Source organism: Solimonas sp. K1W22B-7, assembly GCF_003428335.1.
In the GTDB taxonomy this organism is placed as follows: Bacteria; Pseudomonadota; Gammaproteobacteria; order Nevskiales; family Nevskiaceae; genus Solimonas_A.
Window position 1 is genome coordinate 1,308,315 of the sequence record NZ_CP031704.1, and the last position, 26,349, is coordinate 1,334,663.

General features: G+C 67.8%; 22 protein-coding genes. 17 read left to right on the forward strand and 5 right to left on the reverse strand.

Going from position 1 to position 26,349, the window contains the following annotated elements:
• Nucleotides 1–5: 5 nt before the first annotated feature.
• The 13 genes from roxB (D0B54_RS06120) (at nucleotide 6) to D0B54_RS06180 (ending at nucleotide 16,575) form a co-directional block, all read left to right on the forward strand.
• A complete protein-coding gene (gene roxB, locus D0B54_RS06120; RefSeq protein ID WP_117290189.1) occupies nucleotides 6–2,051 on the forward strand; it encodes a rubber dioxygenase RoxB in 2,046 nt (681 codons plus the stop codon).
• Nucleotides 2,052–2,183: 132 nt separating this feature from the next.
• Complete coding sequence (gene roxB, locus D0B54_RS06125; protein ID WP_162932242.1) at nucleotides 2,184–4,634, forward strand: rubber dioxygenase RoxB; 2,451 nt, start codon at nucleotides 2,184–2,186, stop codon at nucleotides 4,632–4,634.
• A gap of 209 nt (nucleotides 4,635–4,843) precedes the next feature.
• Entirely contained in the window at nucleotides 4,844–5,272 is a 429-nt protein-coding gene (locus tag D0B54_RS06130) for a helix-turn-helix transcriptional regulator (protein ID WP_162932243.1), read from the forward strand.
• A 254-nt stretch (nucleotides 5,273–5,526) separates the two neighbouring features.
• The gene (locus D0B54_RS24715) at nucleotides 5,527–8,148 is read left to right on the forward strand and encodes a DUF1302 domain-containing protein (protein WP_117290194.1); all 2,622 of its coding nucleotides are present in this window, start codon (nucleotides 5,527–5,529) and stop codon (nucleotides 8,146–8,148) included.
• 19 nt (nucleotides 8,149–8,167) lie between these two features.
• Complete coding sequence (locus D0B54_RS06140; RefSeq protein ID WP_117290196.1) at nucleotides 8,168–9,523, forward strand: DUF1329 domain-containing protein; 1,356 nt, start codon at nucleotides 8,168–8,170, stop codon at nucleotides 9,521–9,523.
• A 21-nt stretch (nucleotides 9,524–9,544) separates the two neighbouring features.
• Entirely contained in the window at nucleotides 9,545–10,486 is a 942-nt protein-coding gene (locus D0B54_RS06145) for an alpha/beta fold hydrolase (RefSeq protein WP_117290198.1), read from the forward strand.
• Nucleotides 10,483–10,926 carry a DUF4334 domain-containing protein gene (locus tag D0B54_RS06150; RefSeq protein WP_205527288.1) on the forward strand — a complete coding sequence of 148 codons (444 nt, stop codon included), beginning with the start codon at nucleotides 10,483–10,485 and terminating at the stop codon, nucleotides 10,924–10,926. The genes D0B54_RS06145 and D0B54_RS06150 overlap by 4 nt, the downstream gene beginning before the upstream one ends.
• Nucleotides 10,927–10,969: 43 nt before the next feature.
• A complete protein-coding gene (locus D0B54_RS06155) occupies nucleotides 10,970–12,142 on the forward strand; it encodes an acyl-CoA dehydrogenase family protein (RefSeq protein WP_117295074.1) in 1,173 nt (390 codons plus the stop codon).
• Nucleotides 12,143–12,432: 290 nt separating this feature from the next.
• Nucleotides 12,433–13,599: an acyl-CoA dehydrogenase family protein gene (locus tag D0B54_RS06160; RefSeq protein ID WP_117290201.1), complete on the forward strand. Its 1,167-nt coding sequence runs from the start codon at nucleotides 12,433–12,435 to the stop codon at nucleotides 13,597–13,599.
• Nucleotides 13,596–14,366 (forward strand): SDR family NAD(P)-dependent oxidoreductase, encoded by a 771-nt coding sequence (locus D0B54_RS06165; RefSeq protein ID WP_117290203.1) that lies wholly within the window; start codon nucleotides 13,596–13,598, stop codon nucleotides 14,364–14,366. Before D0B54_RS06160 ends, D0B54_RS06165 begins: the two co-directional genes overlap by 4 nt.
• 160 nt (nucleotides 14,367–14,526) lie before the next feature.
• On the forward strand, nucleotides 14,527–14,820 hold the full coding sequence (locus D0B54_RS06170) for a hypothetical protein (RefSeq protein WP_117290205.1): 294 nt from the start codon (nucleotides 14,527–14,529) through the stop codon (nucleotides 14,818–14,820).
• Nucleotides 14,821–14,881: 61 nt separating this feature from the next.
• Nucleotides 14,882–15,475, forward strand: coding sequence for a hypothetical protein (locus D0B54_RS06175; protein WP_162932244.1), 594 nt, complete (start codon nucleotides 14,882–14,884; stop codon nucleotides 15,473–15,475).
• A 77-nt stretch (nucleotides 15,476–15,552) separates the two neighbouring features.
• Nucleotides 15,553–16,575 carry an IS30 family transposase gene (locus D0B54_RS06180; RefSeq protein ID WP_117290209.1) on the forward strand — a complete coding sequence of 341 codons (1,023 nt, stop codon included), beginning with the start codon at nucleotides 15,553–15,555 and terminating at the stop codon, nucleotides 16,573–16,575.
• A gap of 91 nt (nucleotides 16,576–16,666) precedes the next feature.
• Here D0B54_RS06180 and D0B54_RS06185 read toward each other — a convergent pair whose 3' ends face one another.
• The 5 genes from D0B54_RS06185 to D0B54_RS06205 all read right to left on the reverse strand — a co-directional run bounded on the left by D0B54_RS06185 (nucleotide 16,667) and on the right by D0B54_RS06205 (nucleotide 21,424).
• Complete coding sequence (locus D0B54_RS06185) at nucleotides 16,667–17,644, reverse strand: SDR family NAD(P)-dependent oxidoreductase (RefSeq protein WP_117290211.1); 978 nt, start codon at nucleotides 17,642–17,644, stop codon at nucleotides 16,667–16,669.
• A 1-nt stretch (nucleotide 17,645) separates the two neighbouring features.
• Nucleotides 17,646–18,692: a 4-hydroxy-2-oxovalerate aldolase gene (gene dmpG, locus D0B54_RS06190; protein ID WP_117290213.1), complete on the reverse strand. Its 1,047-nt coding sequence runs from the start codon at nucleotides 18,690–18,692 to the stop codon at nucleotides 17,646–17,648.
• A gap of 145 nt (nucleotides 18,693–18,837) precedes the next feature.
• Entirely contained in the window at nucleotides 18,838–19,743 is a 906-nt protein-coding gene (locus D0B54_RS06195) for an acetaldehyde dehydrogenase (acetylating) (protein ID WP_117290215.1), read from the reverse strand.
• 53 nt (nucleotides 19,744–19,796) lie between these two features.
• Entirely contained in the window at nucleotides 19,797–20,594 is a 798-nt protein-coding gene (locus D0B54_RS06200; protein WP_117290217.1) for a fumarylacetoacetate hydrolase family protein, read from the reverse strand.
• Entirely contained in the window at nucleotides 20,594–21,424 is an 831-nt protein-coding gene (locus D0B54_RS06205) for an alpha/beta fold hydrolase (RefSeq protein ID WP_117290218.1), read from the reverse strand. The genes D0B54_RS06200 and D0B54_RS06205 overlap by 1 nt, the downstream gene beginning before the upstream one ends.
• Before the next feature lie 145 nt (nucleotides 21,425–21,569).
• On the opposite strand from D0B54_RS06205, the gene D0B54_RS06210 reads away from it, so the two are divergent.
• The 4 genes from D0B54_RS06210 to D0B54_RS06225 all read left to right on the forward strand — a co-directional run bounded on the left by D0B54_RS06210 (nucleotide 21,570) and on the right by D0B54_RS06225 (nucleotide 26,301).
• On the forward strand, nucleotides 21,570–22,349 hold the full coding sequence (locus tag D0B54_RS06210) for an SDR family oxidoreductase (RefSeq protein ID WP_117290220.1): 780 nt from the start codon (nucleotides 21,570–21,572) through the stop codon (nucleotides 22,347–22,349).
• An 84-nt stretch (nucleotides 22,350–22,433) separates the two neighbouring features.
• A complete protein-coding gene (locus D0B54_RS06215) occupies nucleotides 22,434–24,386 on the forward strand; it encodes a DUF3604 domain-containing protein (protein ID WP_162932245.1) in 1,953 nt (650 codons plus the stop codon).
• Between the two features lie 8 nt (nucleotides 24,387–24,394).
• Nucleotides 24,395–25,321, forward strand: coding sequence for a peptidyl-prolyl cis-trans isomerase (locus D0B54_RS06220; RefSeq protein ID WP_117290225.1), 927 nt, complete (start codon nucleotides 24,395–24,397; stop codon nucleotides 25,319–25,321).
• On the forward strand, nucleotides 25,318–26,301 hold the full coding sequence (locus D0B54_RS06225) for a HupE/UreJ family protein (protein ID WP_162932246.1): 984 nt from the start codon (nucleotides 25,318–25,320) through the stop codon (nucleotides 26,299–26,301). The genes D0B54_RS06220 and D0B54_RS06225 overlap by 4 nt, the downstream gene beginning before the upstream one ends.
• Nucleotides 26,302–26,349: the final 48 nt, after the last annotated feature.

Here is a 26,349-nt window from a genome sequence, read left to right on the forward strand (position 1 = left end):
TGACGATGACCAGGAATCCTGCTGTCACTGCGACGCTGCTCTCCGCCCTGCTGCTGGCGGGTTGCAGCAGGAGCGATGCTCCTGCCGCCGCGGCTCCACCGCCACCGCCGGGCAGCGGCGGCGAGCCGACGCTCGAGCAGCGGCCGCTGCTGGGCGGCCCGCGCGGCGGCAACGCCTGGGCGAACTTCTGCGCGGGCAAGGACGACGAGGCCGTGCTGCCGCGCGATCCGCGCGAGCGGCTGGTGCCTGGCGTCAACAAGGGCCGCGCGGTGGCCTTCAATGCGTACTGGCGGGATTGCGGCAACGCCGTCGCACGACCGAAGACCTGCGGTGAGTTGCGCGAGCAGGCGGAGCTGGGCCGCTTCGTGGCCCATGGACAGGGCGAGGCCGGCACGCCGCTGAGCTTTGCCGGCGGACAGGAGAATCCCGCCGGCCTCGACTCGGAGGCGTACAACCGCCTCTGGGAGGTCTGGGGTCTTCCCGGGCGTCCGGACAATTTCGATGAGCTGGTCGCGCAGCGCCACGGTTCGCCCATCGCGCCCTACCGCAATCCGTACCCGCTGCCCGGTGAAGATCCCAACCGGACCGACGGTGGCTCAGGGCAACTGCCGCTGGCCTACACGCAGATCCGCAAGGCCGACGGCAGCTGGACCGGCCAGATCGGCACCAAGGTCTGCGTGGCCTGCCATAACGGCCAGATCGACAGCGCGACGGGGGCGGCCGATCTCGGCCCGCAGCTTGCCGGCGCCGGCAGCATCGGCGATTTCGCCGTGGGCGGTTACGACTTCAGCCAGGCCAGCAGCGGGCTCTCGCTCAACAGCGCCATCAGCCTCATCACCATCTCGACCAATCGCGGCTCCGGCGCGATCGACTTCTTCCAGCTCGCCTTCGTGCTGTTCAGCAAGGGCGATCCGCAGCTGCTGCTGAACCCGAAGATCCTGTTCAGCCAGGCGATCGGCAACATCAAGAGCCCGCCCTGGTGGAACCTGGCCTATCGCTCGCAGAAGTTCCACGGCGCGATCCTGCCCACCGACTCCTCGCGCATCGACCTGGCGGCCTACTACGACGTTGCCGCCAGCCTGACCGGCCGCGACGACCAGGCCCTGGCCTGGAACGACGCGCATTCCGGGCCCTTCCAGGTCTGGGCGGAGATGCAGGCGCCGCCGCGCTATCCCGGCGCGATCGATACCCCGCTGGCCGAGGCCGGTGCGATCCTGTTCCATTCCAAGAACCTCTGGGGCGCGGGCCTGGAGAATCCGGCACCGCGTCCGGCCGAGGGCAACGGCTCCTGCGCAGGCTGCCACGGCGCGTACTCGCCGCGTTTCATCAACGACCCGGCCTACCTCGAAACGCCCGAACTGGGCGGCCTCGCCGCCTATGCGGTGCCGATGTCGGTGGTGCGTACCGATCCGGTCTACTCCGACGCGATGCAGAGCCTGCGCGGCATCGACGGTGATTTCCCCGCGGCCACCAACAAGCAGAACTTCCTGTACTGCGGCAGCGGCAACTACGGCGAGACCGAGGGCAAGACGCCGATCCTGCTGGCGCCGCCGCTGTGGGGCACCTGGGCGGCCGCGCCCTATCTGCACAACGGCTCCGTTCCCAACCTCTGGGGCGTGCTCGATCCGTCCAGCGAGCGGCCGAAGATCTGGCGGCGCGTCTCCACCCCGGCGCGGCCCGACCAGCAGGGCCTGGTGGTGATGGGCTACGACACCAACTTCGAGCGTGCCTATGACACCGGCAAGCTCGGCTGGAAGTACGAGGCGCTGGCCTGCGGAGACGCCGGCACCAGCCCCTACCTGGTCTGCACGCCGGGCGAGAACGAAGGGCCGTCGACGGCGCAGCACGCCATCAACCTGCTCTACGGGCAGATCGGCCTGCTCTGGAACCTGCCTCGCTTCGAGGGCTTGCGCATGAACCGGCAGGACATCGAGAACCGCAAGATCTTCAACACCCACCTGTACAGCCAGGGCAACCAGGGGCATGACTTCACGGCCGTGCTCACCGATACCGAGCGGCGTGCGCTGATCGAATACCTGAAGACGCTCTGAGGCAGGGCGGGGTGGCGGCGCAAGGGCCCGCGGGCTGTCTTTCCCGCAGGCCTTTTCTGGCGACGAACGGTATTTGACAGAAGTCAAAATTGTTTTATATTGACATTTGTCAAATAAACGATGGTCAGAGCGATGAGAAAGCGAGCCATGAACCTCGGCGGCAGCGGTGCAGCGGTCCGGGTGTTCGGCGTGGCGGCGATGTGCGCGGTGCTGGCGGCCTGCTCCGGCGACTACAGCGGCGGCACCGTCGGCACCGGTTCCGGCACGGGCGGCAACGGCGGCGGCAACGGCGGCGGGCAGGCCCGCAGCATGGAGGAGCTGTTCACCGGACAGGTGCAGCCGCGCATGGACTTCTGCCGCAGCTGCCACATCCCCGGCGGCGTGGCGGACGTGGAAGACGGCCATGACTTCATGCTCTCCGCGGCGAAGAGCCAGGATCTGGCCAACCTCAAGGCCAGCTGGGAACGCCTGGGCCGCAACAACCCGACCTCGCGCATCCTGCTGATGTCCTCCGGGCAGGAAACACCGCACACCGGCGGCGTGCCCTGGCCGCAGGGCAGCGACGCGTACAAGGCGATGGACGTGCTGCTCAAGTGCTTCGCCGATCCTGCCGGCTGTGCCCCGCTGCTGGTCGGTATCGGCGGCGGCACCGTCACCGAGCTGCCGCTGCTGGGCAGCCAGCACGGCGGCCATGCCTGGTTCGACTACTGCGCGGGCAAGGACGATGCCGCGGTGCTGCCGGCCGATCCGCGCTCACGGGTGCAGCCCGGCGCCAACACCGGCAAGGCGGTGCATTTCAACGTGTACTGGAAGGACTGCCACGTCGATCCCGAGCGGGTCGGCGAGAAGGCGCAGCCCAGGACCTGCGGCGAACTGCGCGAGAGCTATGCGCGCGGCGAGAAGCTGATGCGCGGCAACGGCGGCATCGGCTCCGGCACCTTCTTCGCCGGCGACGATCCCAGCGGCGGCGTGCTGGGCCTGCCCTCGTCCTCGATTACGCGCCTGTGGCGCATGTGGGGCCTGAGCGAGCGGCCCGACAACTTCGACGAGCTGCTGTCGCAGCGTTACGGCCAGCCGATGGGCGCGGCGCGCAATCCCTATCCGCTGGACGGTGAGGATCCGCAGGCCACCGACGGCGGCAGCGGCCAGCTGCCGGCCTTCATGACGCAGCTGCGCGGCGCCAACGGCGAGTGGACCGGCAAGGTCGGCTTCACCTGCCATGCCTGCCATACCGGCGCCGCCGGCCTGCCCGGCGAGGGCGAGGGCCTGGGCCTGCAGTACGGCAGCGGCAACAGCCTGCAGGACATCGCGCTGATGGCGCGCGAGATCGGCATCAGCGGCATTTCGCCGGGCATCGTCTTCAGCCTGTTCGGCACCAGCCGCGGTACCAACAACGCCAGCGACGTCAACATCTTCTACCTGGCCAACCAGGCCAACGGCCTGCGCCTGGACCCGTACGCGCTGGGCGTGCTGACTTCGGGCTCCACCGCCTCGGGCGACACGCCGGCCTGGTGGAACATGGGCCATCGCCCGCTGAAGTTCCAGGACGGCTTCTATGCCGGCGATGCCAGCCGCGTCGACCTGATCTTCTACATGCCGATCGACGGCGTGCTCGGCGGCGCCGCCGGCGAGAACTGGGTGCGCGCGCATGCGCAGGACGCCGACAAGTGGGCGATCTCGCTGAAGTCGCCGTCCTATCCGCTGCCGGTGGACAGGCCGCTGGCGGAGCAGGGCGCGATCCTGTTCCACAGCAAGGACCTTTGGGCCGAGGGCCTGGACAACCCCGCGCCGAAGCCGGCCGGCGGCAACGGCTCCTGCGCCAGCTGCCACGGCGCCTACTCGCCGCGCTTCGTGCACAACAGTGCCTACCTCGACGACCCGGCGCTGGAAGGCATTGCCTCCTACGTGGTGGCCAAGGAGGTGATCCGCACCGATCCGGCGCGCGTGGACACCAACAACGAGGCGGTGAACCAGTACGGCACCAGCAGCTTTCTCGGCTTCCCGGAGACGGTGGGCACGGAGCAGGACTGCAGCTCGCAGAACCGCAAGGAGATCCGCGGCGATCGTCCGCCGGGTTACCTGGCGCCGCCGCTCTACGGTGTCTGGGCCACCGCGCCCTACCTGCACAACGGCTCGGTGCCGGATGCCTGGTCGCTGCTCAAGCCCGCCGAGCGGCCGAAGATCTGGCGCCGTGTCTCCACGCCGGCGCGCGAAGACCAGGAGGGCAAGGTGGTGATGGGCTTCGACACCAGCATCCAGCGCGCCTACGCGCCGGACAAGCTCGGCTGGAAGTACGACGCGCTGCCCTGCGGCAGCGGCACGATCCCGTTCCTGGATTGCACGCCGGGCAGCGATGCCGATCCCGCACTGCAGCTGATCCTGGCGCAGCTCTACGGCAACGTCATCCTGAGCTGGAACCTCGGCAACCTGCCGGTGTTCCTGCAGGCGACGCGCCAGCAGGTGGAGGACCGCAAGATCTACAACACCCACCTGTACAGCCAGGGCAACGAAGGCCATGACTTCACCGCGGTGCTCACCGACCAGGAGCGTCGTGCGCTGATCGAGTACATGAAGACGCTTTGAACAGAACCCCTCTCCCGCTTGCGGGAGAGGGGCAGGGGAGAGGGTTTCTGTAACGCCATCAAGTTCTACAGAACCCCTCTCCCGGCCTTCCGGGCCACCCTCTCCCGCAGGCGGGAGAGGGGACAGCAGGGATCGCGGTCACCGATTCTTTGGTTCCTCGTCGCATGGCGCCGTCGGTAAGAGGCGCCTTTTTTAGAAGGATGAGCCGCATGACGTTCCTGACCCGCCGCCCGCGCACGAAAGACGACCTGCCTGCCCTGGTGAACACGCTGCTCGCCGAGTCCGGCGACGGCTACCCGACCCTGGCCCGCATGGCTTCGCGGATGTGCATGTCGCCGCGCACGCTCAAGCGCCGCCTGCGCGCGCACGGCGTGCGCTTTCGCCAGCTGCTGGACGGCGCGCGCTTCCGCGAATCCGCGCGCCTGCTGGAAGACTCCGAGCTGACGGTGGAGCAGATCGCGCTGCGCCTCGGTTACAGCAGCCCGGCCAACTTCTCCCGTGCCTTCCGGCGCTGGGCGGGGCATCCGCCCGGGGCCTATCGCCTCGGCATGATGGGCGAGCCGGCATCCGGAGAGCCGCAGCGCTGGGCGCGCGCGGCCGGCATGCCGCTTGCTCCGATGCAGCGGGACACCGCGTGAAAGCAGTCGTCCTGTCCCTTTCGGATAACGCCAGGGGCCTCAATTGACAAAAGTCAATGATGATGTATCTTGACAAATGTCACATAGAGGCAGGACGGCCCGGCAGCAGGGGCTGAACCCGCTCAGGACGCGCGCGGGAATCCCGGCTACGAACGATTCGACATCGTCGGGACGTCGGTAAAAAACATCGATACATCATTAACCGGCCTCCGCCTTCTTCGGCGGGCCGGATCGCGACGGAGGGGAGACTCCTTATGCAGGCAAGGCGCAATCGCTGGACGCGCATCGCGTTCGCACTGGCACTCGGCGGCACGGCCTCGGCCGCGCAGGCCATCAGCTTCGAGCTGCCGGGCTTCGGTGACAACAGCATCGAAGGCGTGCTCAACACCACCATCACCGCCGGTGCCGCCATGCGCACGCAGCACCGCGCGTCCTCCCTGCTGGGCAAGAGCAACGTCGATCCGCAGGCCTGCGGCCGTCTCCCCGACGGGCGCACTTACTACCAGGGCTGCCAGGGCCTGTTCCGCACGCAGAGCTTCCCGGCCGAGCGCCTGGGCGAGGTGGCGGGCCAGTACACGATGAACGCCGACGACGGCAACTGGAACTACGACCGCGGCGACCTGACGCAGGCGCCGCTGAAGGTGACCCAGGACCTGACGCTGTCGATGGGCGACTTCGGCCTGTTCATCAAGGGCCTGTACTTCTACGACTTCGTCAACAACGACTTCACCGAGTACCACCCCAACCGCATCACACCGGAGAACGTCGAGCAGGTCGGCAACATCTCCACTCTCGGCACCGAGCTGATCCAGATCGTGCCGCTGCCCACCCTGGGCGTGCGCAGCGACTCGCGCCCCTGCGGCGCACGCGACCCCGACAACAACCCGCTGACGCCCTGCGGCATCGTCTACGGCCCGGGCGGCGTGGTGCGCAACAAGCGTTCCGACACCGAGACGCTGCGCCAGATCGGTACCGACCTGCAGCTGCTCGACGCCTACATCTACGGCAGGCTGCCGCTGTGGGGCGAGAAGGAAGTCACCTTCAAGCTCGGCCGCCAGGCGGTGAACTGGGGCGAGTCCACCGCCCTGGTGTTCGACTCGATCAATACCGTCAACCCGGTCAACGCCAACAACTTCTTCCGCGTCGGCGCCCAGATCGAGGAAGTGTTCCAGCCCGTGGGCATGCTGTTCCTGTCGATGGAAGCCTTCGACAACGTCACGCTGGAGGGCTTCTACCAGTTCGAGTGGCTGCCCACCGAGGCGCCGGCGCCGGGCTCCTTCTATTCCTTCCTCGACGTCGGCACCAACAACGCCATCGACAACATCAACCTGAGCTTCGGCTACTCCGCCGAGGATCCGGACGCCGTGGGCTTCCTGCTCGACAACCCGCTGTCCGGCGTGACCAACACCGCCTCCACCGGCTCGCGCCTGAAGGACAAGGAGCCGGACGGCGGCGGCCAGTACGGTTTCGCGCTGAAGTACTACGCCGAGTGGCTCAACGACGGTACCGAGCTGGGCGTCTATTTCACCAACACCCATGCCCGCAACCCCTACCTCAGCGTCTACTCGGTGGAGCAGGGCTGCGGCAAGAACACCACCAGCACCGTGGCCTACCTGCTGGCCTGCTTCGATCAGCCGCTGGGCCATGCGCTGCTCAACCCCAACGACCCGCAGGGCGCGACGAAGGACGCCACCAACTTCGACACCCTGAAGGTGCAGCTGGAGTACCCGGAAGACATCAAGATGTTCGGGGTCTCCTTCAACACCACCGCCGGCGATTTCTCGCTGCAGGGCGAGATCGCCTATCGCCCCGATGCGCCGATGCAGGTGGACGTGGAAGACCTGGCCTTCGCCGGCTTCGGTCCCACGCTCAGCAACTGCCACCTGCGGACCGCCGGCTGCAACGGCAGCGGCAACTTCAGCGGCCTGCTCACCGGCCTGCTGCCGGAGCAGGTGGCGGGCCTGGTCAACGGCCTGGTCGGAGCCCTGCAGCAGGCCGGCCTGCCGCTGGACATCCTCGGCGGCATCGGCACCTACCGCGATCCGGCGTCCTGCTCGCAGACCCCGCTGGGCATCGTCGTCCTGCCGGGGACCAATACCTGCATCTACCCGGGCAGCGACTTCGTGGTCGACGCCAATGGCACGCCGGGCGACTTCACCGATTCCTACGACCTGATCATCGGCCACATGGTCGGTTCCGGCCGCTCCTTCCCGTCCTTCATCATTCCCTACCGCGGCGGCGTGGTCGGCACCAACCCCGGCAGCAGCTACATCCGCGGCTGGGAGAATTTCGACAGCTACCAGTTCAATCTCGGCGGCACCTACGTCGCCGGCGCCACGCAGAACCCGATCGGCGCCGACCAGGTCATCATGCTGTTCGAAACCGGCGCCACCTGGGTGCCGGGCATGCCGGACTACGACCAGCTGCAGCTGGAAGCGCCGGGTACCTACCTGCACGCCAGTGCCGGTGCCGACGGCTCCGGTGCCGACCGCTCGCGCCAGGCCTGCTCCACCAACGAGGCCTGCTCTTACGGCCCGGACGGCCTGCGCTTCAACCCGCACCAGCAGGACCGCGACGGCTTTGCCGACAAGTTCTCCTGGGGCTATGTCGTGATCACGCAGATCAGCTACGAGTCGGTGCTGCCGGGCATCAGCGTGCGTCCCTTCATCATCTGGAAGCACGACGTGAAGGGCACGGCGCCCGGCCTGGTCGGCAACTTCGTCGAGGGCCGCAAGACCACCAACCTGATGATCGAGACGCGCTACAAGTCGGCATTCTCGGTGAGCCTGGGCTACACCTGGTTCACCGGCGGCGGCGTCTACAACCTGAATCGCGACCGCGACAACCTGCAGGCCTATTTCAAGCTGCAGTTCTAAGCGTCAACAGGGGAATCGGATGAACCTCAGGCTCACGGTGGTGGGCGCCGGCCTCGTGCTGGCGCTGGTCCAGGCGCCGGCCTTTGCCAAGGTGTCGGCGGAGGAGGCGGCGCAGCTGGGCAAGACACTGACCCCGGTCGGTGCCGAGAAGGCCGGCAACAAGGACAACACGATCCCAGAATGGACTCCCGCGCCGCGCAGCGGCTCGCTCAAGGGCGAGTACCCGGCCGATCCGGCAATCGACGGCGAAAAACCGCTGTACACGATCAGCAAGGCCAACCTGGCGCAGTACTCCGACAAGCTCAGCGAGGGCCACAAGCGCCTGCTGTCGACCTACGACAGCTACAGGATGAACGTCTACCCGAGCCACCGGAAGGTGTCGTTCCCGGACTTCATCTACAAGGCGACGATCGCCAACGCCGGTACCTGCGTGCTGACCGGTATCGACAACCCGGAGAACTGCAAGCAGGGCTTCACCTTCCCGATTCCCAAGAGCGGTGCCGAGATCATGTGGAATCACCGCGTGCGCTGGCGCGGCGACGGCGCGCGGCGCTACAACAACCAGATGATCGTGCAGCAGAACGGCGAGTTCCAGCTGACCAAGATCGTCGAGGAAGTGAACTTCTACTACGCCACCACCATCAACCCGGTGCCGCTGACCCGTGGCAACGGCCTGTTCCTGAAATACTTCTCGCGCACCGTGGAACCGCCGCGCCTGGCCGGCACCATGATCCTGGTGCACGAGAAGGCCGGCTCCGGCAGCGAAGGCCGCGCCGCCTGGCTGTATTCCCCGGGCCTCAAGCGCATCCGCCGCGCGCCGACGGTGTGCTGCGACAATCCCTACGAAGGCACCGACGGCCACCAGTTCTACGACCAGGTGGACATGTTCAACGGCATCCTGGAGCGCTACGACTGGAAGCTGGTGGGCAAGAAGGAAATGATCATTCCCTACAACTCCAACCGCATCGGCAGCCCGGCGGTGAAGTTCAAGGTCCTGGCGCGGCCCAAGCACCTCAACCAGGACCTGCCGCGCTACGAACTGCACCGCGTCTGGGTGGTGGAGGCCAACATCCGCCCCGGCACCAACCACACCTTCACCAAGCGCCGCCTGTACCTGGACGAGGACAGCTGGTATCCCGCGATGATCGACAACTACGACAACCGCGGCGGCCTCTACCAGTTCCAGGAAGGGCACACCGTGTTCTCGCCCAGCGTGCAGTCGGTCGGCGGCATCCCGGAAGTGATCTACCACTTCAGTTCGGGCCGCTACTTCCTGACCGCCATGGCCAACGAAGACAAGCCCAACGACTTCACCGCACGCTTCTCCGACGACTACTTCGAAGCCGCCTCGGTGCAGAAGCGCTCGCTCAAGTAATTCTTCAACCTTCGGACCTTCATGCCTTACTTCCAGGCCCGCGACGGCGCCCGGCTGCACTACCTCGACATCGGCCGCGGGCCGGCCTGCGTCATGCTGCACGCCTTCGGCATGCGTGCGGCGATGTGGCTGCCTTTCGTGCTGCCCTTTGCCGCCCGCCGCCGCTTCGTGATGCTCGACTTCCGCGGCTTCGGCGGCTCGCGCGGCCTGCGCCATTCCGGCAACGACGCGCTCAGGCAGAACGCCGACGACCTGCATGACCTGCTGCAGCAGCTCAAGCTGGACCGGCCACGGATGGTCGGCTTCTCCATCGGCGCCGCCTGCGGCCTGGAATACCAGCGCCGCTACGGCTTCGACCAGCTCTCCGCCTACCTGCACATCGACCAGACGCCCTGCATCGCCAACGGCGGCGACTGGAGCTGGGGCCTGATGGGTGTCCAGAACGAGCAGGCCTTCGCCAATGCCCGCGAACTGCTGGCCGCCTTCGATCCGATCGACCGCGATACCCTGTTCCACGAGCTGCCGCCGGCCCTGCAGCAGCAGTTCTGGGACTGGTTCGGCGAGTTCTTCGGCAGCTGCATCGGCCACCCGGTACTGAAGCGGGTGTTCCGCCTCGCGGGTGGCCGCCGCCCCGGCAGCCATCTGCTGCGTGCCGACGACTGGCCGATCTACCTGGACTGCGTGCGCTCCTTTACCGTGCAGGACTACGACTTCCGCGAATCGCTGCGCCGGGTGCGTATCCCGTTCTGGGTGCTGCTGGGCCGCAACTCCGCCGTATTTCCGCCGGAAGGCCAGCGCCGCATCGCCGACTACGTGTCCGACACCCGCGTGATCGAGTTCCGCCATTGCGGACACATCGTGCCGGTGGAAGCGCCGGCGCGCTTCCTGTACACCTTGGGCAGGTTCCTGGCGGCGCCGGTGGCGCGGCCGGGATGTGCCAGCCAACCGGAGCCCGCCCTGTGAGCCTGCAAGCCCGTTTCGAAACCCTCGCCGCCCGCAAGGAAAAGACCCCGCTGTCGGAACTCGACGCCCTGTTCGACGCCCTGCCACCGGTCGAAGAGGCCTTCATGATCGGCGAGTGGGACGGGGGTGTGTTCAATACCGGCCATCCCGGTGAAGGCCAGCTCGAGGCCATGCGCTGGATCGGCAAGACCTTCCGTTCGCGCAACGACGTCGATCCCATCGTATCCCGCGACGCCGGCGGCAGCCGCGTCGCCAATCCCATCATGGGAACGGCCTCCCTGCGTCGCGTCGAGTACCGCGGCGTCGTCACCGCCACCATGTGCTACGACAAGCACCCGGTGTTCGACCACTTCCGCCAGGTCGACGAGCACAGCGTGCTCGGCGTGATGGACCGCAAGGGCGACACCATGCCGCTGTACTTCTACTTGCGCCGGGCCTGAGGCGCTTTCCACCAAGAGATTCACGATGACCGCTGCACAGAACATGTTCCAGCAGAATGTCGCGCCGCTGGTGCCGCGCACCCTGTTTTCCGCCGAGCACGAGGAGTTCCGCCGCAGCGTGCGGCGCTTCATCGCCGAGGAGATCACGCCCTTTCACGAAGCCTGGGAGGAGCAGCAGCACGTCGACCGCAAGCTGTGGAACCGGGCCGGCGAGATGGGCATGCTGTGCCTGACCGTGCCGGAGGAATACGGCGGCCTGGGCGCCGACCGCCTCTACAGCGTGGTCTACCTGGAAGAGCTGCTGTACTCCGGCGCCTCCGGCATCGGCTGGCCGGTGCATTCCGACATCGTCGCGCCCTACCTGATGAACCACGGCACCGAGGAGCAGAAGCAGCACTGGCTGCCGAAGCTGGTCTCGGGCGAAGCCGTGGGCGCCATCGCCATGACCGAGCCCGGCACCGGCTCCGACCTGCAGGGCATGAAGATGCGCGCCGTCGAGGACGGCGACGAACTGGTGCTCAACGGCAGCAAGACCTTCATCACCAACGGCTACCTCTGCGACATGGTGATCGCCGCCGTGAAGACGGGCGAGGGCGACGAGGGCGGCAAGAGCGTCAGCCTGGTGATCGTCGAGGCCGACCGCCCTGGCTTCAGCAAGGCCAGGCCGCTGAAGAAGGTCGGCATGAAGGCACAGGACACCTGCGAGCTGTTCTTCAACAACGTGCGCATTCCCAAGTCCAACATCCTCGGCGGCGAGAAGTCCGTGGGGCAGGGCTTCATCATGCTGATGAAGGAACTGGCCTGGGAGCGCATGGTGATCGCCGTGATGTCCGTGGCCGGCGCCCGCGCCGCCTTCGAGCACACCGTGGAATACACCAAGGGCCGCAAGGCCTTCGGCAAGCCGGTGGCCAGCTTCCAGAACACCCGATTCAAGCTCGCCGAAATGCGCACCGAGATCGAGATCGCCCAGGTCTACGTCGACCGCTGCCTGGATCTGGTGCTGCAGCGCAAGCTCACGCCCGAAGCCGCCGCCGCCGCCAAGTACTGGTGCTCCGACATGATGAACAAGGTCATCGACGAATGCGTGCAGCTGCACGGCGGCTATGGCTACATGATGGAGTACCCGGTGGCCCGCGCCTGGGTCGATGCGCGCGTGATGCGCATCTTCGGCGGCACCAACGAGATCATGAAGGAACTGATTTCGCGGTCGCTCTGAGGCGGCTGCAATGACTGTCCTCGTTTCCGAGTGGCTTGCCGGGGGGTAGGCACTCGGATTTTTTATTCTTGTCTCCCTCTCCCGCCGGCGGGTGATCCGCCGCGCTTTGGCGATGCCTAAATGGCATCGCCTGCGGTGGATCACGGGCGGCCATGGACGGCCGCCCAGGGGTTCAATGGGCGAGCGGAGGTCTCGCCATGGATGGCAACACGTTTTCCTTCCTCTGGCAGTGAAGGGAACTGTTAGCTAAGTTCTCCGAACTGCCCGATCAAAACGCGAAAGGCTCCACCATGGACTTCTCCCTCACCCCCGCCCAGCAAGCCCTGCAGCAGCGCACCCGCGAATTCATCGCGCAGCGCGTCATCCCCTGCGAGCGCGATCCGCGCCAGACCCCGCACGGCCCCACCGAGGAGCTGCGGCAGGAACTGGTGGCCATGGCCCGCGAAGCCGGCCTGCTGACGCCGCACGCCTCGCCCGAATTCGGCGGCCTGGGCCTGAGCCACATCGACAAGGCCATCGTCTTCGAGGAGGCCGGCTACTCGCCGCTGGGACCCGTGGCGCTGAACATCCACGCGCCCGACGAGGGCAACATCCATCTCATGGAGATCGTCGCCACGGCGGCGCAGAAGGAGCGCTGGCTGCGCCCGCTTACGCAAGGCCGCACGCGTTCCTGCTTCGCCATGACCGAGCCCGCGCCCGGTGCCGGCTCCGACCCTTCGATGCTGAAGACCACCGCGGTCCGTGACGGCGGGCACTACCTCATCAACGGCACCAAGTGGCTCATCACCGGCGCCGAGGGCGCCCGCTTCGTGATCATCATGGCGCGCATGGAGGACGGCACGGCCACCATGTTCCTGGCCGACATGGACCAGCCCGGCATCCGCCTGGAGCGCCTGATGGACTCGCTGGATTCCTGCTTCACCGGCGGCCACGGCGTGCTGCACTTCGAGAACCTGCGCGTGCCGGCGGCCGACGTGCTCGGCGAGGTGGGCAAGGGCTTCCGCTACGCCCAGGTGCGCCTCGCCCCGGCGCGGCTGACGCACTGCATGCGCTGGCTCGGCGCCGCGCGCCGCGCCCACGACACCGCGTTGGCCTATGCCCGCGAGCGCCAGGCCTTCGGCAAGCGCCTTGGCGAGCACGAGGGCGTCGGCTTCATGCTGGCCGACAACGCCATGGAGCTGCACAACACGCGCCTGGCGATCTGGCACTGTGCCTGGGTGCTGGACCAGGGCCATTCCGGCAACCGCGAGTCGAGCATGACCAAGGTCATCAGCTCCGAGGCGGCCTGGCGCATCGTCGACCGCTGCGTGCAGATCCTCGGCGGGCGCGGCGTCACCGGCGAGGCCATCGTCGAGCGCATCTTCCGCGACCTGCGTGCCTTCCGCATCTACGACGGCCCCTCCGAGGTCCACCGCTGGAGCCTCGCCGGCAAGCTGCTCGACGGCAAGATCTCATGAGCGCGGACGCTTTCTCCCTGCGCGGCCGCAAGGCCCTGGTCACCGGCGCCTCCAGCGGCTTCGGCCAGCACTTCGCCCGCGTGCTGGCGCGTGCCGGTGCCGAAGTGGCGGTGGCTGCCCGCCGCGCCGATCGCCTCAGCGGCCTGGTGGCGGAGATCACCGCTGCTGGCGGCTCCGCACTGGCCCTGGCGATGGACGTCAGCTCGCGCGCCAGCGTGCGCAGCGGCTTCGACGAACTGGCCGCGCGCTGGGGCGCGGCCGACATCGTCGTCAACAACGCCGGCGTCGGCGCCAACGCACGCGCCCTGGACTGCGACGATGCCGCCTGGGATGCGGTGCTCGACACCAACCTGCGTGGCGCCTGGATGGTCGCGCAGGAGGCCGCTCAGCGCCTGGTGGCGGCGCAGCGTGGCGGCAGCATCATCAATATCACCTCGATCCTCGCCAGCCGCGTGTCCGCCGGCATCAGTCCGTATTGCGCCTCCAAGGCGGGCCTGGCGCACCTGACCCGCGCGCTGGCGCTGGAATGGGCGCGCCACGGCATCCGCGTCAACAGCCTGGCACCCGGCTACTTCTCCACCGAGATCAACCAGGACTACCTGGCCAGCGAGGCCGGCGAGAAGCTGCGCGCCCGCGTGCCCTTCCGCCGCTTCGGCCAGTACGAGGACCTCGACGGCCCGCTGCTGCTGCTGGCCTCCGACGCCGGCCGCTACATGAGCGGCGCCGAGATCGTGGTGGACGGCGGGCATTCCTGCGCCTCGGTCTAAGCAGCGATCCCTGCAATCCCCGTAGCCCGGTTTCGCGCAGCGAAGCCGGGAACGCCGGTGGGCGTGGCCAGCCCAGGTGGGGCCATGCAAGGGGCCCCCCCGGCTTGCCTGCGGCAAACCGGGCTACAGTAAACCCACCGACAAGGGAGGCCCCGACCCGATGATCTGCGAACACCTGGCCGAACTGGAGCGAGTCCTGCAGGCCGCGCGCATCGAGGAAACCTATCGCGGCCAGCCCTGGTCGAAGAACTGCCGCGAGTGGGTCTACTACCGCTGCGTGCTCGACCTGGCGGCCATCCGTACCCGCCACGCCCTGGCGGATTGCGTCAAGGATCACGTCCACCGGGGCACCCACGACGGCTCCGAGCAGGGCCTGGTCTGCGAGGTCCACCACGACGCCCTGGTCGGCGCGCACCCGGACTCCGCCGGCGGCGCCCCGAGGTTTGCCGGCTGAGCGGAACCTGTACCCTCCGGGCCAGTCCAAGCGGCATCCCCCACCGCTGGAGGGCCGGACCTTGAAACCTGCGTCACCTTTGCTGGCCTGCGCCCTGGCGCTGCTCCTGGCCGCCTGCCAGCGCGGCAGCGGCGAGAACTCGCCGCCGGTCGACAATGCCCCGGAATCGAAGGCGGAGGCCCCCGTTGCGCCTCCAAAGCAGGAAGAAACGGTGGGTTTCGGGGGCTTCGGCCCTGCCCACTTCGGCGACGGCGAAGCGGCGGTACGGCTGGCCTGGGGCCGGCCCCTGCAGGCCTCGGGCAGCGAGCCCATGAGTTGCCTGCAACTGTTCCCCGATCCGCGCCCTGTCAAGGGCTTCGGCACGTCCTTCATGCTGGTGAACGCACGCTTCGTGCGCTTCGACGTCGATGAGGACCTGTACCCGGCGCCCGGCGGCGGCCGCGTCGGCAGCACGGCCGAGGAGTTGCTGCAACGCTACGCCGGCCACGTCGAGCAGGTGCCGCACAAGTACGTGGAGGGTGCCAGGTACTTCATCGTGCGCCCGCCGGGCGGCGGGGAGGCCAAGCTGATCTTCGAGATCTCGCCGCAGGGCAAGGCACAGCGCTGGCGCGTCGGCCTGCCGCCGGCGGTGGACTACGTGGAAGGTTGTTCCTGAGAAACACCGTCATGCCGGCGCAAGCCGGCACGTGAGTTCACAAACCAAATGCAACACCCTATTACGAGGGTGCTGCAATGGGACGCAAGAGCTTTGAGCAGTTTGGAATCGAGGAACGGTGTGAGATTTCCCGTCGGCGCCAAGCCGGGGAGTCGATCCGGCAAATTGCGGCAGCTCTGGATCGCGCGCCATCGAGCATTTCTCGGGAACTGAAGCGCAACACTGGCGCGACGGGCTACCAGAGCGTCTATGCCGGCGAGCAAGCTCGGGCGCGCCGCTGGCAAGGTAGCCGGCTTCTGCGTGATGCCGAGCTGCAAGCCAGGGTTCTGGAGGGATTGCGCCGAGGCTGGTCTCCCGAGCAGGTATCGCGGCGGCTGGCTCAGCAGGATCTGCAGATCAGCTACGAGAGCATCTATCGCTTCATTGCCGCCCAGATCGCCCGGACCAACGACTTTTCCTGGCGTCTCTATCTGCCCCGTGCCAAGAGCAAGCGCGGCTTCCGTGGCCGCAAGGGCGGCAGCCCGGCAGAGCACATCCAGCAGCGGGTTTCGATCGAAAAGCGCCCCAAGGCTGCGGCTGACCGGCGCCAGGCGGGACACTGGGAAGCCGACCTGATGCTCTTTGCGCGCTATGGCCAAGCCATCCTGACCCTGCATGAGCGAACGTCCCGGCTGACCGCCATCGTCCGCCAGCCCAGCAAGGCCGCTGCGCCGGTGGCGCAAACCCTCCAGGCCTTGCTGGCCCCACTGCCCCCAGCCCTGCGCCGCAGCATCACCTTCGACAACGGCACCGAATTCGCCTTGCACTACACCCTGCATCAGCCCCTGGGCTTGCAGACCTATTTCTGCGATCCGCATTCCCCCTGGCAGAAGGGTGGCGTCGAGAATGCCAACGGGCGTTTGCGCCGCTGGCTACCCCGGGGAACCAACGTCGAAGACCTCTCACCAGACCAACTCTTGCAGATCGCTCAGATCTACAATCACACGCCACGCAAGTGCCTCGGCTTCAAAACCCCTGCCGAGGTCTTCGCCAAAGTGTTGCATTTCAAATGTGAATCCACCGCATCCAGTCCTCGGCAAAGACATTCAGTCCGCAAATAAACGCAAATAAACGCCAATGGAAGCGCGGACATTTGCGTCCATTCGCGTTTATTTGCGGACTGAAGTTCTAGCCGGTTCCAGCCCGACAGTGCTATTGGCTTGGAGCTTTGATGCTACCCAGCCAGCTCTCCGTTTCCCGCCACAGCTTCCGTCCCACCGCCGCATCGCGGCTGTCGGCGCTGGCCTCCGCCACGCGGCAGTTGCGGTAGTAGGCGCCGCCGCGGGCTTCCGGCGCCGTCGCGCAGGCCAGCGTGGTTTGCGCGCCTTCCTCCGGCGTCAGCAGGAAAGCCGCTTCCATCGGCGCGAAGAACCGGCGGATCGCCTCCAGCACGGGATTGCCGCTGAGGCCCTTGTCGGCGATGTTGGTGAACACCGCGCCCGGGTGCAGGCAGTAGGCCTGCAGGCCCTGCGCGGCGTACAGGCGCTGCAGTTCCAGCGTGGCGTGCACCAGGCCCAGCTTGGAATTGCCGTAGGCCACCCAGGAGTTGTAGGGCAGGCTGGCGCCGAACAGGCCGGCATTGCGGCCGCGCGCATGCAGCATCGACACCACGTTGACCACGCGTGCCCCGCCATGGGCGGCGGCGCTGCGCAGCAGCAGCGGCAGCAGGCGCAGCGTCAGCTGCATGGTGCCCAGGTAATTGGTGCGCCAGTGGATCTCGTGGCCGTCGAGCAGCTTCGGCTCCCGCCACTGCGACAGCAGGTCCAGGTGGATGCCGGCGTTGTTGACCAGCCCGTCGAGTCGGCCGTGGCGTTGCGTCACCGCAGTGGCCAGTCTCTCCACCGAGGCAGCGTCCGCCAGGTCCAGGCTTTCAGGTTCCAGCGGTCCCGCGCCGGCCGGCAGCACTGCGCGCAGGGCCTGCGCCGCGTCCTGCGACCGGCTGCGCGTGGTGACGATCACGGTCGCGCCCCAGGCCGCCAACGCCCGCGCGGTCTCGAAGCCGATGGAGCCCGGCGCGATGCCGGTGACCAGATACACGCGGCCCTTGAGGTCGCGCGGCTGCGCGCTCGCCGCCCCGAACAGGCGGCGGCAGCGGCGGCCCAGCGCCGCCATCAGACGGCGCAGAGCCATATCAGGCAGTCGCTTTCAGTAGGCCGCGTTCACGGGCCAGCGTCAGTGCCAGGTCCTCGATCATGTCTTCCTGGCCGCCGACCATCTTCTGGCGGCCCAGCTCCAGCAGCAGTTCGCGGGCCGGAATGCCGTACTTGGCCTCGGCGCGGCGCGCGAACAGCAGGAACGAGGAGTAGACGCCGGCATAGCCCAGCGTCAGCGAGTTGCGGTCGATGCGCACCGGGAAGTCCATGATCGGCGTCACCAGGTCCTCGGCGACGTCGGAAATCTTGAACACGTCCACGCCGGTCTCGATGCCCATGCGGTTGCACACTGCCACGAACACTTCCATCGGCGTGTTGCCGGCACCGGCGCCCATGCCGCCGCAGGCGCAGTCGATGCGCCGTGCACCGGCGGCGACCGCCGCGATGGAGTTGGCAATGCCCATCGAGAGATTGTGGTGGCCGTGGAAGCCGATCTCGGTTTCCGGCTTGAGCTTCTCGCGCGCCAGCGCGATGCGCGCGGTGACGTCGTCCGGCAGCATGTAGCCGGCCGAGTCGGTCAGGTAGATGCAGTTGGCGCCGTAGCTTTCCATCAGCAGGGCCTGCTCGATCAGCAGTTCCGGCTCGATCATGTGCGCCATCATCAGGAAGCCCACCGTGTCGAGGCCCATCTTGCGGCCCAGGTTGATGTGCTGCTCGGAGACGTCGGCCTCGGTGCAGTGGGTGGCGACGCGGATCGTGGTCACGCCGCAGTCCGCCGCCATGCGCAGGTGGTCCACGGTGCCGATGCCCGGCAGCAGCAGCGCCGAGACCTTGGCCTGCTTCATCAGCGGGATCACCGCGCGCAGGTATTCCTCGTCGGTGGCGGCGGGGAAGCCGTAGTTCACCGAGGCACCGCCCAGGCCATCGCCATGGGTGACCTCGATCAGCGGGCAGCCCGCCTCGTCGAGACCCTTGGCGATCGACTTCATCTGGTCGATGGTGATCTGGTGACGCTTGGGGTGCATGCCGTCGCGCAGCGACATGTCATGCACCTTGATCTTGATGCCCTTGAGGTTGAGGCTCATTTCAATACTCCTTGCCGCTTGTTCTTTGCTCCCCTCTCCCGCTTGCGGGAGAGGGGTTGGGGGAGAGGGTTCCTGTGACTCCTGAGAGCTCTACAGAACCCCTCTCCCTAGCCCTCTCCCGCAAGCGGGAGAGGGGACAGGTTTGTTACGCCGCTTCCAGCGTCAGCCTTCCCGCCAGGATCTCCTCCGCGAACATCTCCGCCGTCCGCGTCGCCGACGCCGTCATGATGTCGAGGTTGCCGGCGTACTTGGGCAGGAAATCGCCCAGGCCTTCCACCTGCATGAAGCTGGTGACGCGGTTGCCGTCGAACACCGGGCCGTTGACCAGGCGATAGCCCGGCACGTACTTCTGCACCTCGGCCACCATGTCGCGCACCGATTCCTCGATCTCCTTCTGCTTCGGCGCATCCACCGTCAGGCAGTGGATGGTGTCGCGCATGATCATCGGCGGCTCAGCCGGGTTGATCACGATGATGGCCTTGCCCTCGTCGGCGCCGCCGATCCTGGCGACCGCGCCGGAGGTGGTGCGGGTGAATTCGTCGATGTTCTTGCGCGTCCCCGGGCCCACCGACTTGCTGGCCACGGTGGCAATGATCTCGGCGTAGCGCACGCGCTGCACGCGCGACACCGCGTACACCATCGGGATCGTCGCCTGACCGCCGCAGGTGACCATGTTGACGTTCATCTCGCGCTTGCCGGCGTGCTCCTTGAGGTTGATCGGCGGCACGCAATAGGGGCCGATGGCCGCCGGCGTCAGGTCGATCATCATCACGCCAAGCTTGTTCAGCTTGTCGGAGTTTTCCTTGTGCACGTAGGCGCTGGTGGCGTCGAAGGCGATCTGCACGCCGTCGGCCTTCACATGGGCCAGCATGCCGTCCACGCCCTGGTCGGTGGTCTTCAGGCCGTGCTGGCGCGCGCGCGCCAGGCCCTCGGAGGTCGGGTCCACGCCGACCATCCATACCGGTTCCAGCAGCTCCGAACGCTGCAGCTTGTAGAGCAGGTCGGTGCCGATGTTGCCGGGACCGATGATGGCGCACTTGATCTTTTTCATTGGGAATCTCTGTTTGCCTAACCGTAGGATGCGCTGAGCGCAGCGATGCGCATCTATGCCTCGAATGCAATCGAGGCGGTACCGATACCGGCGAGTGTCATCTCGAAACGGTCGCCCGGCGACGCCGGCAGCAGCGGCGCGAGCGAACCGGAAAGGATGACTTCACCGGCGAGAAAGGGGATGCCGTAGCGGCCCAGCGTGTTCGCCAGCCAGGCCACGGCGGTGGCCGGGTGGCCCTGCACGGCGGAGCCGATACCGGACGCCACGTGCTGGCCGTTCTTGTGGATTTCCATGGTCACCGCCGCCAGGTCCAGCGCGCGCGGATCGATGCGGGCGTCGCCCATCACGAAGATGCCGCAGGAGGCGTTGTCGGCCACGGTGTCCTGGATCTTGATCTTCCAGTCGCGGATACGCGAATCGACGATCTCGAAGCAGGGCGACACGTACTCGGTGGCGTCCAGCACCTGCTCCTCGGTGATGCCGGGACCGCGCAGGTCCTTCTTCAGCACGAAGGCGATCTCGCCCTCGGCGCGCGGCTGGATCATGCCGGAGCCGGCGATGCTCGCCGTGCTGCCGTTGGCCAACCACATGCGATCGGTGAGGAAGCCGAAGTCCGGCTGGTGCACGCCGAGCATGTCCTGCACCGGCTTGCTGGTGACACCGATCTTCTTGCCGATGACGCGCTCGCCGTCGGCCTCGCGGCGCGAAAGAAAATGCAGCGAGATGCGGTAAGCGTCCTCGATGTCGATGCCGGCCTCGCGGCTGGTCAGCGGCTCCAGCACGGAGCGCGAGCGCAGCGCGGCGAACAGCTCGTCGCCCAGCGCGGTGATGCGGGAGTCTGAGAGTGCCATCAGCCGTTCTTCAGGAAGTCCAGGACCGTGCGGTTGAACAGCCCGCGGTGTTCGATCATGACCCAGTGCCCACATTGCGGCACCAGCACCATGCGTCCGTGCTTCAGGCCCTTGGCCAGTCGCATGATGCCGCTGTCCGGCATCATGTTCTCGTTGAGGCCCCAGAGCGTCAGCACCGGGCACTCGATCTCGCCCAGGCGCTCGGTCATCACCGGCACCTTCAGCGTCTTGATCACCTGCGGGTTCTGCAGCTTGGCCATCTCGGCCCGCTCGTGCACCAGGTCATCGGTCACGACGCTGGCGTCCACCACGAAGGCCTTGATGAAGAAGTCCTTCATCGCCTCCTCGGTCACCGGCTTGCCGGACCCGTAGAGCGCGAACATCGCCTGCATGCCCGGCATCGCCAGGTAGTCCGGCAGTTCGTTGAGCCCGCCCGGCGCCATCAGCACCAGGCGCTCGGTGCTGGCCGGGTGCGCCAGGGCAAAGCCCAGGGCCACCGCGCCGCCCAGCGAATTGCCCACCACGGTGACCTTGGCCACGCCGATCGCATCCAGCGTCTGCTTGAGGCAGTCCACGAAGAAGGACAGCGGGTATTCCACGTCGGAGGGCTTGTCGGAGTAACCGAAGCCGATCAGGTCGGGCACGATGCAGCGGTAGCCGGCCTGGGCCAGCTCCGGATAGTTGCCTTTGAAATTGCTGTAGCCGCTGGCGCCGTTGCCGGAGCCGTGCAGGAACACCACGACCGGGCCCTGGCCCTGGTCCTGGTAATGAATGCGGTAACCGTTCTGGAGGGTGACGTACTGCCCCTCGGGCACGGGTTTGCTGGTCATGGGAGCGGAGTTTCCGGCGGGCATGGTTTTCTGCACGCGAATGGTCCTCCTCCGGGGCCGCCCCTGCTTCATCCTTTTGGAGTAAAGCTCAGACCCCCGCAATCGCCTAGGATGATGGCCGGAAAGGACTTTTTCGGGAGCAGGCGTGGAGCAGTTTCGGGAGCAGGGCAGGGTGGTACTCGTCACCGGCGGCGCCAAGGGCGTCGGCCGCGGCATCAGCGAGCGTTTCCTGGCCACCGGGGCCCGGGTGGTGGTCTGCGGGCGCGAAACCGTGGCCGACCTGCCGTCGGTGAACGGCAATACCGCCGAATTCGTCGCCTGCGACGTGCGCAACCGCGAGGCCGTTGACGCGCTGTTCGCCGGCATTGCCGAGCGTTACGGCCGCCTGGACGTGCTGGTCAACAATGCGGGCGGCGCTCCCTTCGCCATGGCCGACAAGGCCTCGCCGCGCTTCCACGAGTCGATCCTCGCCCTCAACCTGCTGGCGCCGCTGCACTTCGCGCAGAAGGCCAATGCCCTGATGCAGGCCCAGGACGGCGGGGGTGTCATCGTCTTCATCGCCAGCGTCTCGGCGCTGCGCCCCTCACCGGGCACCGCCGCTTACGGCGCCGCCAAGGCCGCCACCCTGAGCCTCACCACCTCGCTGGCCGTGGAATGGGCCCCCAAGGTGCGCGTGGTCGCGGTCAGCCCCGGCATGGTCCGCACCGAGCAGTCCGACCTGCACTATGGCGACGAGGCCGGCATCGCCGCCGTCGCCCAGACCGTGCCGATGGCACGCCTGGCCGATCCGGCCGACATCGGCAACGCCTGCGTCTGGCTGTCCTCGCCCGAAGCCTCCTATGCCTCCGGCACCAATCTCGTGCTGCATGGCGGCGGCGAGCGTCCCGCGTTCCTGTCGGCAGCGGCAGTGAATAAGGACAGGTGAATAAAAACTAGCGTCTCCCCTCGCGCGGGCCGTTAAGATTTCCGTTCGTATCGGGCTTGAACCAGATTGTCAGAGGGGATGGGAATGCGTCGTTTGCTATGCCTGGGCTTGCTGCTGGCCGTGTCCGCCTGTGGCCGCAGCGACGAAACCGCCGACTCCGGCAGCAACCCGCCGCCCGCGAGCAGCAAGTGCCGCCACTACGCCGAGCAGCGCCAGCCCTTCTACGGCGACCTGCACGTCCACACCAAGTACTCGCTGGACGCCAACACCCAGGGCACCATCATCGGCCCGCACGAGGCCTACCGCTTCGCCCAGGGTGAAGAGCTGGGCATCCAGCCCTACACCCCCGAAGGCCAGCCGCTGCGCACGACGCAGCTGTCGCGTCCGCTGGACTTCGCTGCCGTCACCGACCACGCCGAGCTGTTCGGCGAAACCGAGATCTGCACCAACCCCGAGCTGGAGGGCTACAACTCGCTGGAATGCCGCTTCTACCGCGCGGCCCCGGCGCAGGCCTTCATCGTCTTCAACTTCCTCGGCCCCGGCCTGATCGGCCTGCCCACGCCCACCGGCGGCGAGACCATCCCGCGCCTGCCGTTCTGCGGGCTCGGCGGCACGCGCTGCGTCGAAGCCGCCAAGACCCCCTGGCGCGACATCCAGCAGGCCGCCGAGGCCTACTACGACCGCAGCGCCGAGTGCCGTTTCACCACCTTCGTCGGCTACGAATGGACCGGCGCGCCGCTGTCCAACAATCTGCACCGCAACGTCATCTTCAGCAGCGAGGTGGTGCCGGAGATTCCCGCCAGTTACATCGAGACGCCCGAGCCCGAGCTGCTGTGGGAATCGCTGGCGCAGACCTGCCTCAGCGAACAGGGCTGCGGCGTGCTCACCATCCCGCACAACTCCAACCTCAGCGGCGGCCTGATGTTCCGCACCAGGGACCGCCACGGTGCCGACTTCAGCGAGGAATACGCCCAGGCGCGGCAGCTCAACGAGCCGCTGGCCGAGATCTACCAGCACAAGGGCCAGTCGGAGTGCCTCGGCACCACCGGCGCCGGCCTCGCCGACGAGCAGTGCGGTTTCGAACTGCTGCCCTACCGCAATTTCATCGGCAGCCAGGTCAGTCCCGCCGCCAGCGGCGTGCCGCTGGAAGGCGACTTCCTGCGCGCCGCGCTGAAGGAAGGCCTGCGCCAGGAACAGCTGCTCGGCACCAACCCCTTCAAGTACGGCTTCATCGGCAGCTCCGACACCCACCTCGGCACCCCCGGCCGCGTCAACGAGGCCGGCTACCCGGGCCACGGCGGCGCCGGCGGCAGCGCGCGCAACGAGCTGCCCGCGGGCCTCACCGACCGCATCGAGAACAGCCCCGGCGGCCTGGCCGTGTTGTGGGCCGAGGAAAACACGCGCGACTCCCTGTTCGCCGCCATGCGCCGCCGCGAGGCCTACGCCACCAGCGGCACGCGGCCGGTGGTGCGCTTCTTCGGCGGCTGGAACCTGCCCGCCGGCCTCTGCAGCAGCCGCAACTTCGCTGCCGACGGCTACCGCGGCGGTGTGCCCATGGGCGGCGACCTGCCGGCCCCGCCCGGCAGCGGCGTCAAGCCGCGCTTCGCCGTCTCCGCCCTGCGCGATCCCGGCGTGGCCGGCGAAAAGGCCGAGCCGCTGCAGCACATCCAGATCGTCAAGGGCTGGATCGCCAACGGCGAGAAGCACGAAGCCGTCTACGAGATCGCCGGCAACAAGGACAACGGCGCCTCCGTGAACACCGACACCTGCGAGACCTCCGGCGCTGGCTACGCCAGCCTCTGCAGCGTCTGGGAAGACCCGGACTTCGACCCCGCGCAAAGCGCCTTCTACTACGCCCGCGTGCTGGAAAACCCCAGCTGCCGCTGGTCCACGCGCCAGTGCGTCGCAGCGGGTGTGAGCTGCGCCGATCCGGACGCCGTGCCGGAAGAGTTCGCGGACTGCTGCAACGCGGATTATCCGAAGACGGTGCAGGAGCGGGCCTGGACCTCGCCGATCTGGTATCGGGCAGCGCAGTAGGACAGGCCTTGCAGTTGCCGCGCCTCTTTCGTCGACCCCTAGTCCACTTCCTCCTCCTCGGCGGCCTGCTGTTCCTCGCCCAGGGCTGGCTGCCGCGTGCCGCCGACACCATCCGCGTCAGCGCCGCCGACGTCGAGCGCCTGCGCCAGGACTGGCGGCGCGACACCGGCCATGCCCCCAGCGACGTGCAACTGCAGGCCAGCTATCGTCGCTGGCTGGAAGACGAAGCCCTGCTGCGCGAGGCCCTGCGCCTGGGCCTGGACCAGCGCGACGCCGTCGCACGGCGCCGCCTGCTGATGAACCTGCGCTTCGCCTTCCCCGAGACCGCGCTCGACGACGCCTCGCTGCTGCGTGAAGCGGAAGCGCTGGAGATGCAGCAGAGTGACCTGGTGGCGCGCCGCCGCCTGATCCAGGCCATGGAGCAGCGCCTGCTCGGCGAGCTGCAGTGGTCCGAGCAGGAACTGCGCGACTACGTCGCCGCCCACCCCGAGCGCTATGCCGGCGCGGTGCGCTACCGCTTCCGCCAGGTCTTCCTCGCCCCCGAACGCATGCCGCAGGAAGCGCAAAGCCTGCTGGCCGCCCTGCGCGCCGGACAAGCCGACGCGACCGGCGACGCCTTCCTGCTTGGCGAACGCTTCAACGCGCTGGCCCCCGACGAGATCACGCGCCAGTTCGGCCCCGCGCTGGCGCAGGCACTTGTCGCCGCCAAACCCGGCGAATGGAGCGGCCCGGTCGCCTCGCCCTACGGCAATCACCTGCTGCTGCTGGAACGCCGCGAAGCCGCCGCCACCATCGACTACGCCAGTGTGCGCCGCCAGGCCGCCTACGCCCTGCTGGCCGAGCGCGAAGCCCAGCGCCTGGCGCAGGCCCGCGCGCGGCTGCTGCGGCAGTACCGCGTCGAGCCCGGCCCCGGCGTGCCGGAGACCGTCTCGTGAAGCGCCTGCTCCTGCTGCTGGCCCTGTTGTGGAGCGGCACGCTGGCCGCGCATCCGCTGGCACCTGCGCTGCTGCAGCTCAAGGAAGGCGAGGGCGGCAAGGTGGAGCTGCTGTGGCGTGCCTCCATCCTGCAGGCGGTGGGCGTGGAGCCGCGCCTGCCGGCCGACTGCCGCCGGCTGGATGAACCCGCCGTGATCCGCGACGAGCGCGGTGCGCTGACCGCGCGCTGGACGCTGGACTGCGGCACCGGCCTCTCTGGCAAGACCCTCTTGGTGCCGCAGCTGGACCGTGCCGGCATCAACGTCATCCTGCGCATCGAGCGCCCGGACGGCTCGGTGCTCAAGACCCTGCTCGACGCGTCACGGCCCGATTACAGCGTGCCCGCGCTGCAGGCCGCGCCCGCCGTTTTCCCGTCCTACCTGCAACTGGGCGTGGAGCACCTGCTGCTGGGCTTCGACCACCTGCTGTTCGTCACCGGCCTGGTGCTGCTGGTGCGGCGCCTGCGCGCGCTGCTGATCACCGTCACCGCCTTCACCCTCGGCCACAGCATCACCCTGAGCCTGGCCGCCCTGGGTTTCGTGCACGTCGATTCCGGCTATACCGAGCTGGGCATCGCCCTGAGCATCCTGCTGCTGGCCTGCGAACTGGCGCGGCCTGCCGGCAGCCCGCCAACCCTGCTGGCGCGCCGCCCGGCGCTGATGGCGGTCGCCTTCGGCCTGCTCCACGGCCTCGGCTTCGCCGGCGCCCTCGCCGAAATCGGCCTGCCCCAGGCCGAGATCCCCCTGGCCCTGTTCGGCTTCAACGTCGGGATCGAACTGGGACAGCTGCTGCTGGTCACGGCCCTGCTGGGCCTGGGCTGGCTGTGGCGGCGCCTGCCGCTGGCGGCGGAAAGGCCGGCGGCGCTGGCGCGCTTGCTGCCGGTCTATCTGATCGGCTCGCTGGCGGCTTACTGGTGCCTGGAAAGGGCGGCAGCGCTATAGATCTTCGTCCCCTCTCCCGCTTGCGGGAGAGGGGTAGGGGAGAGGGTT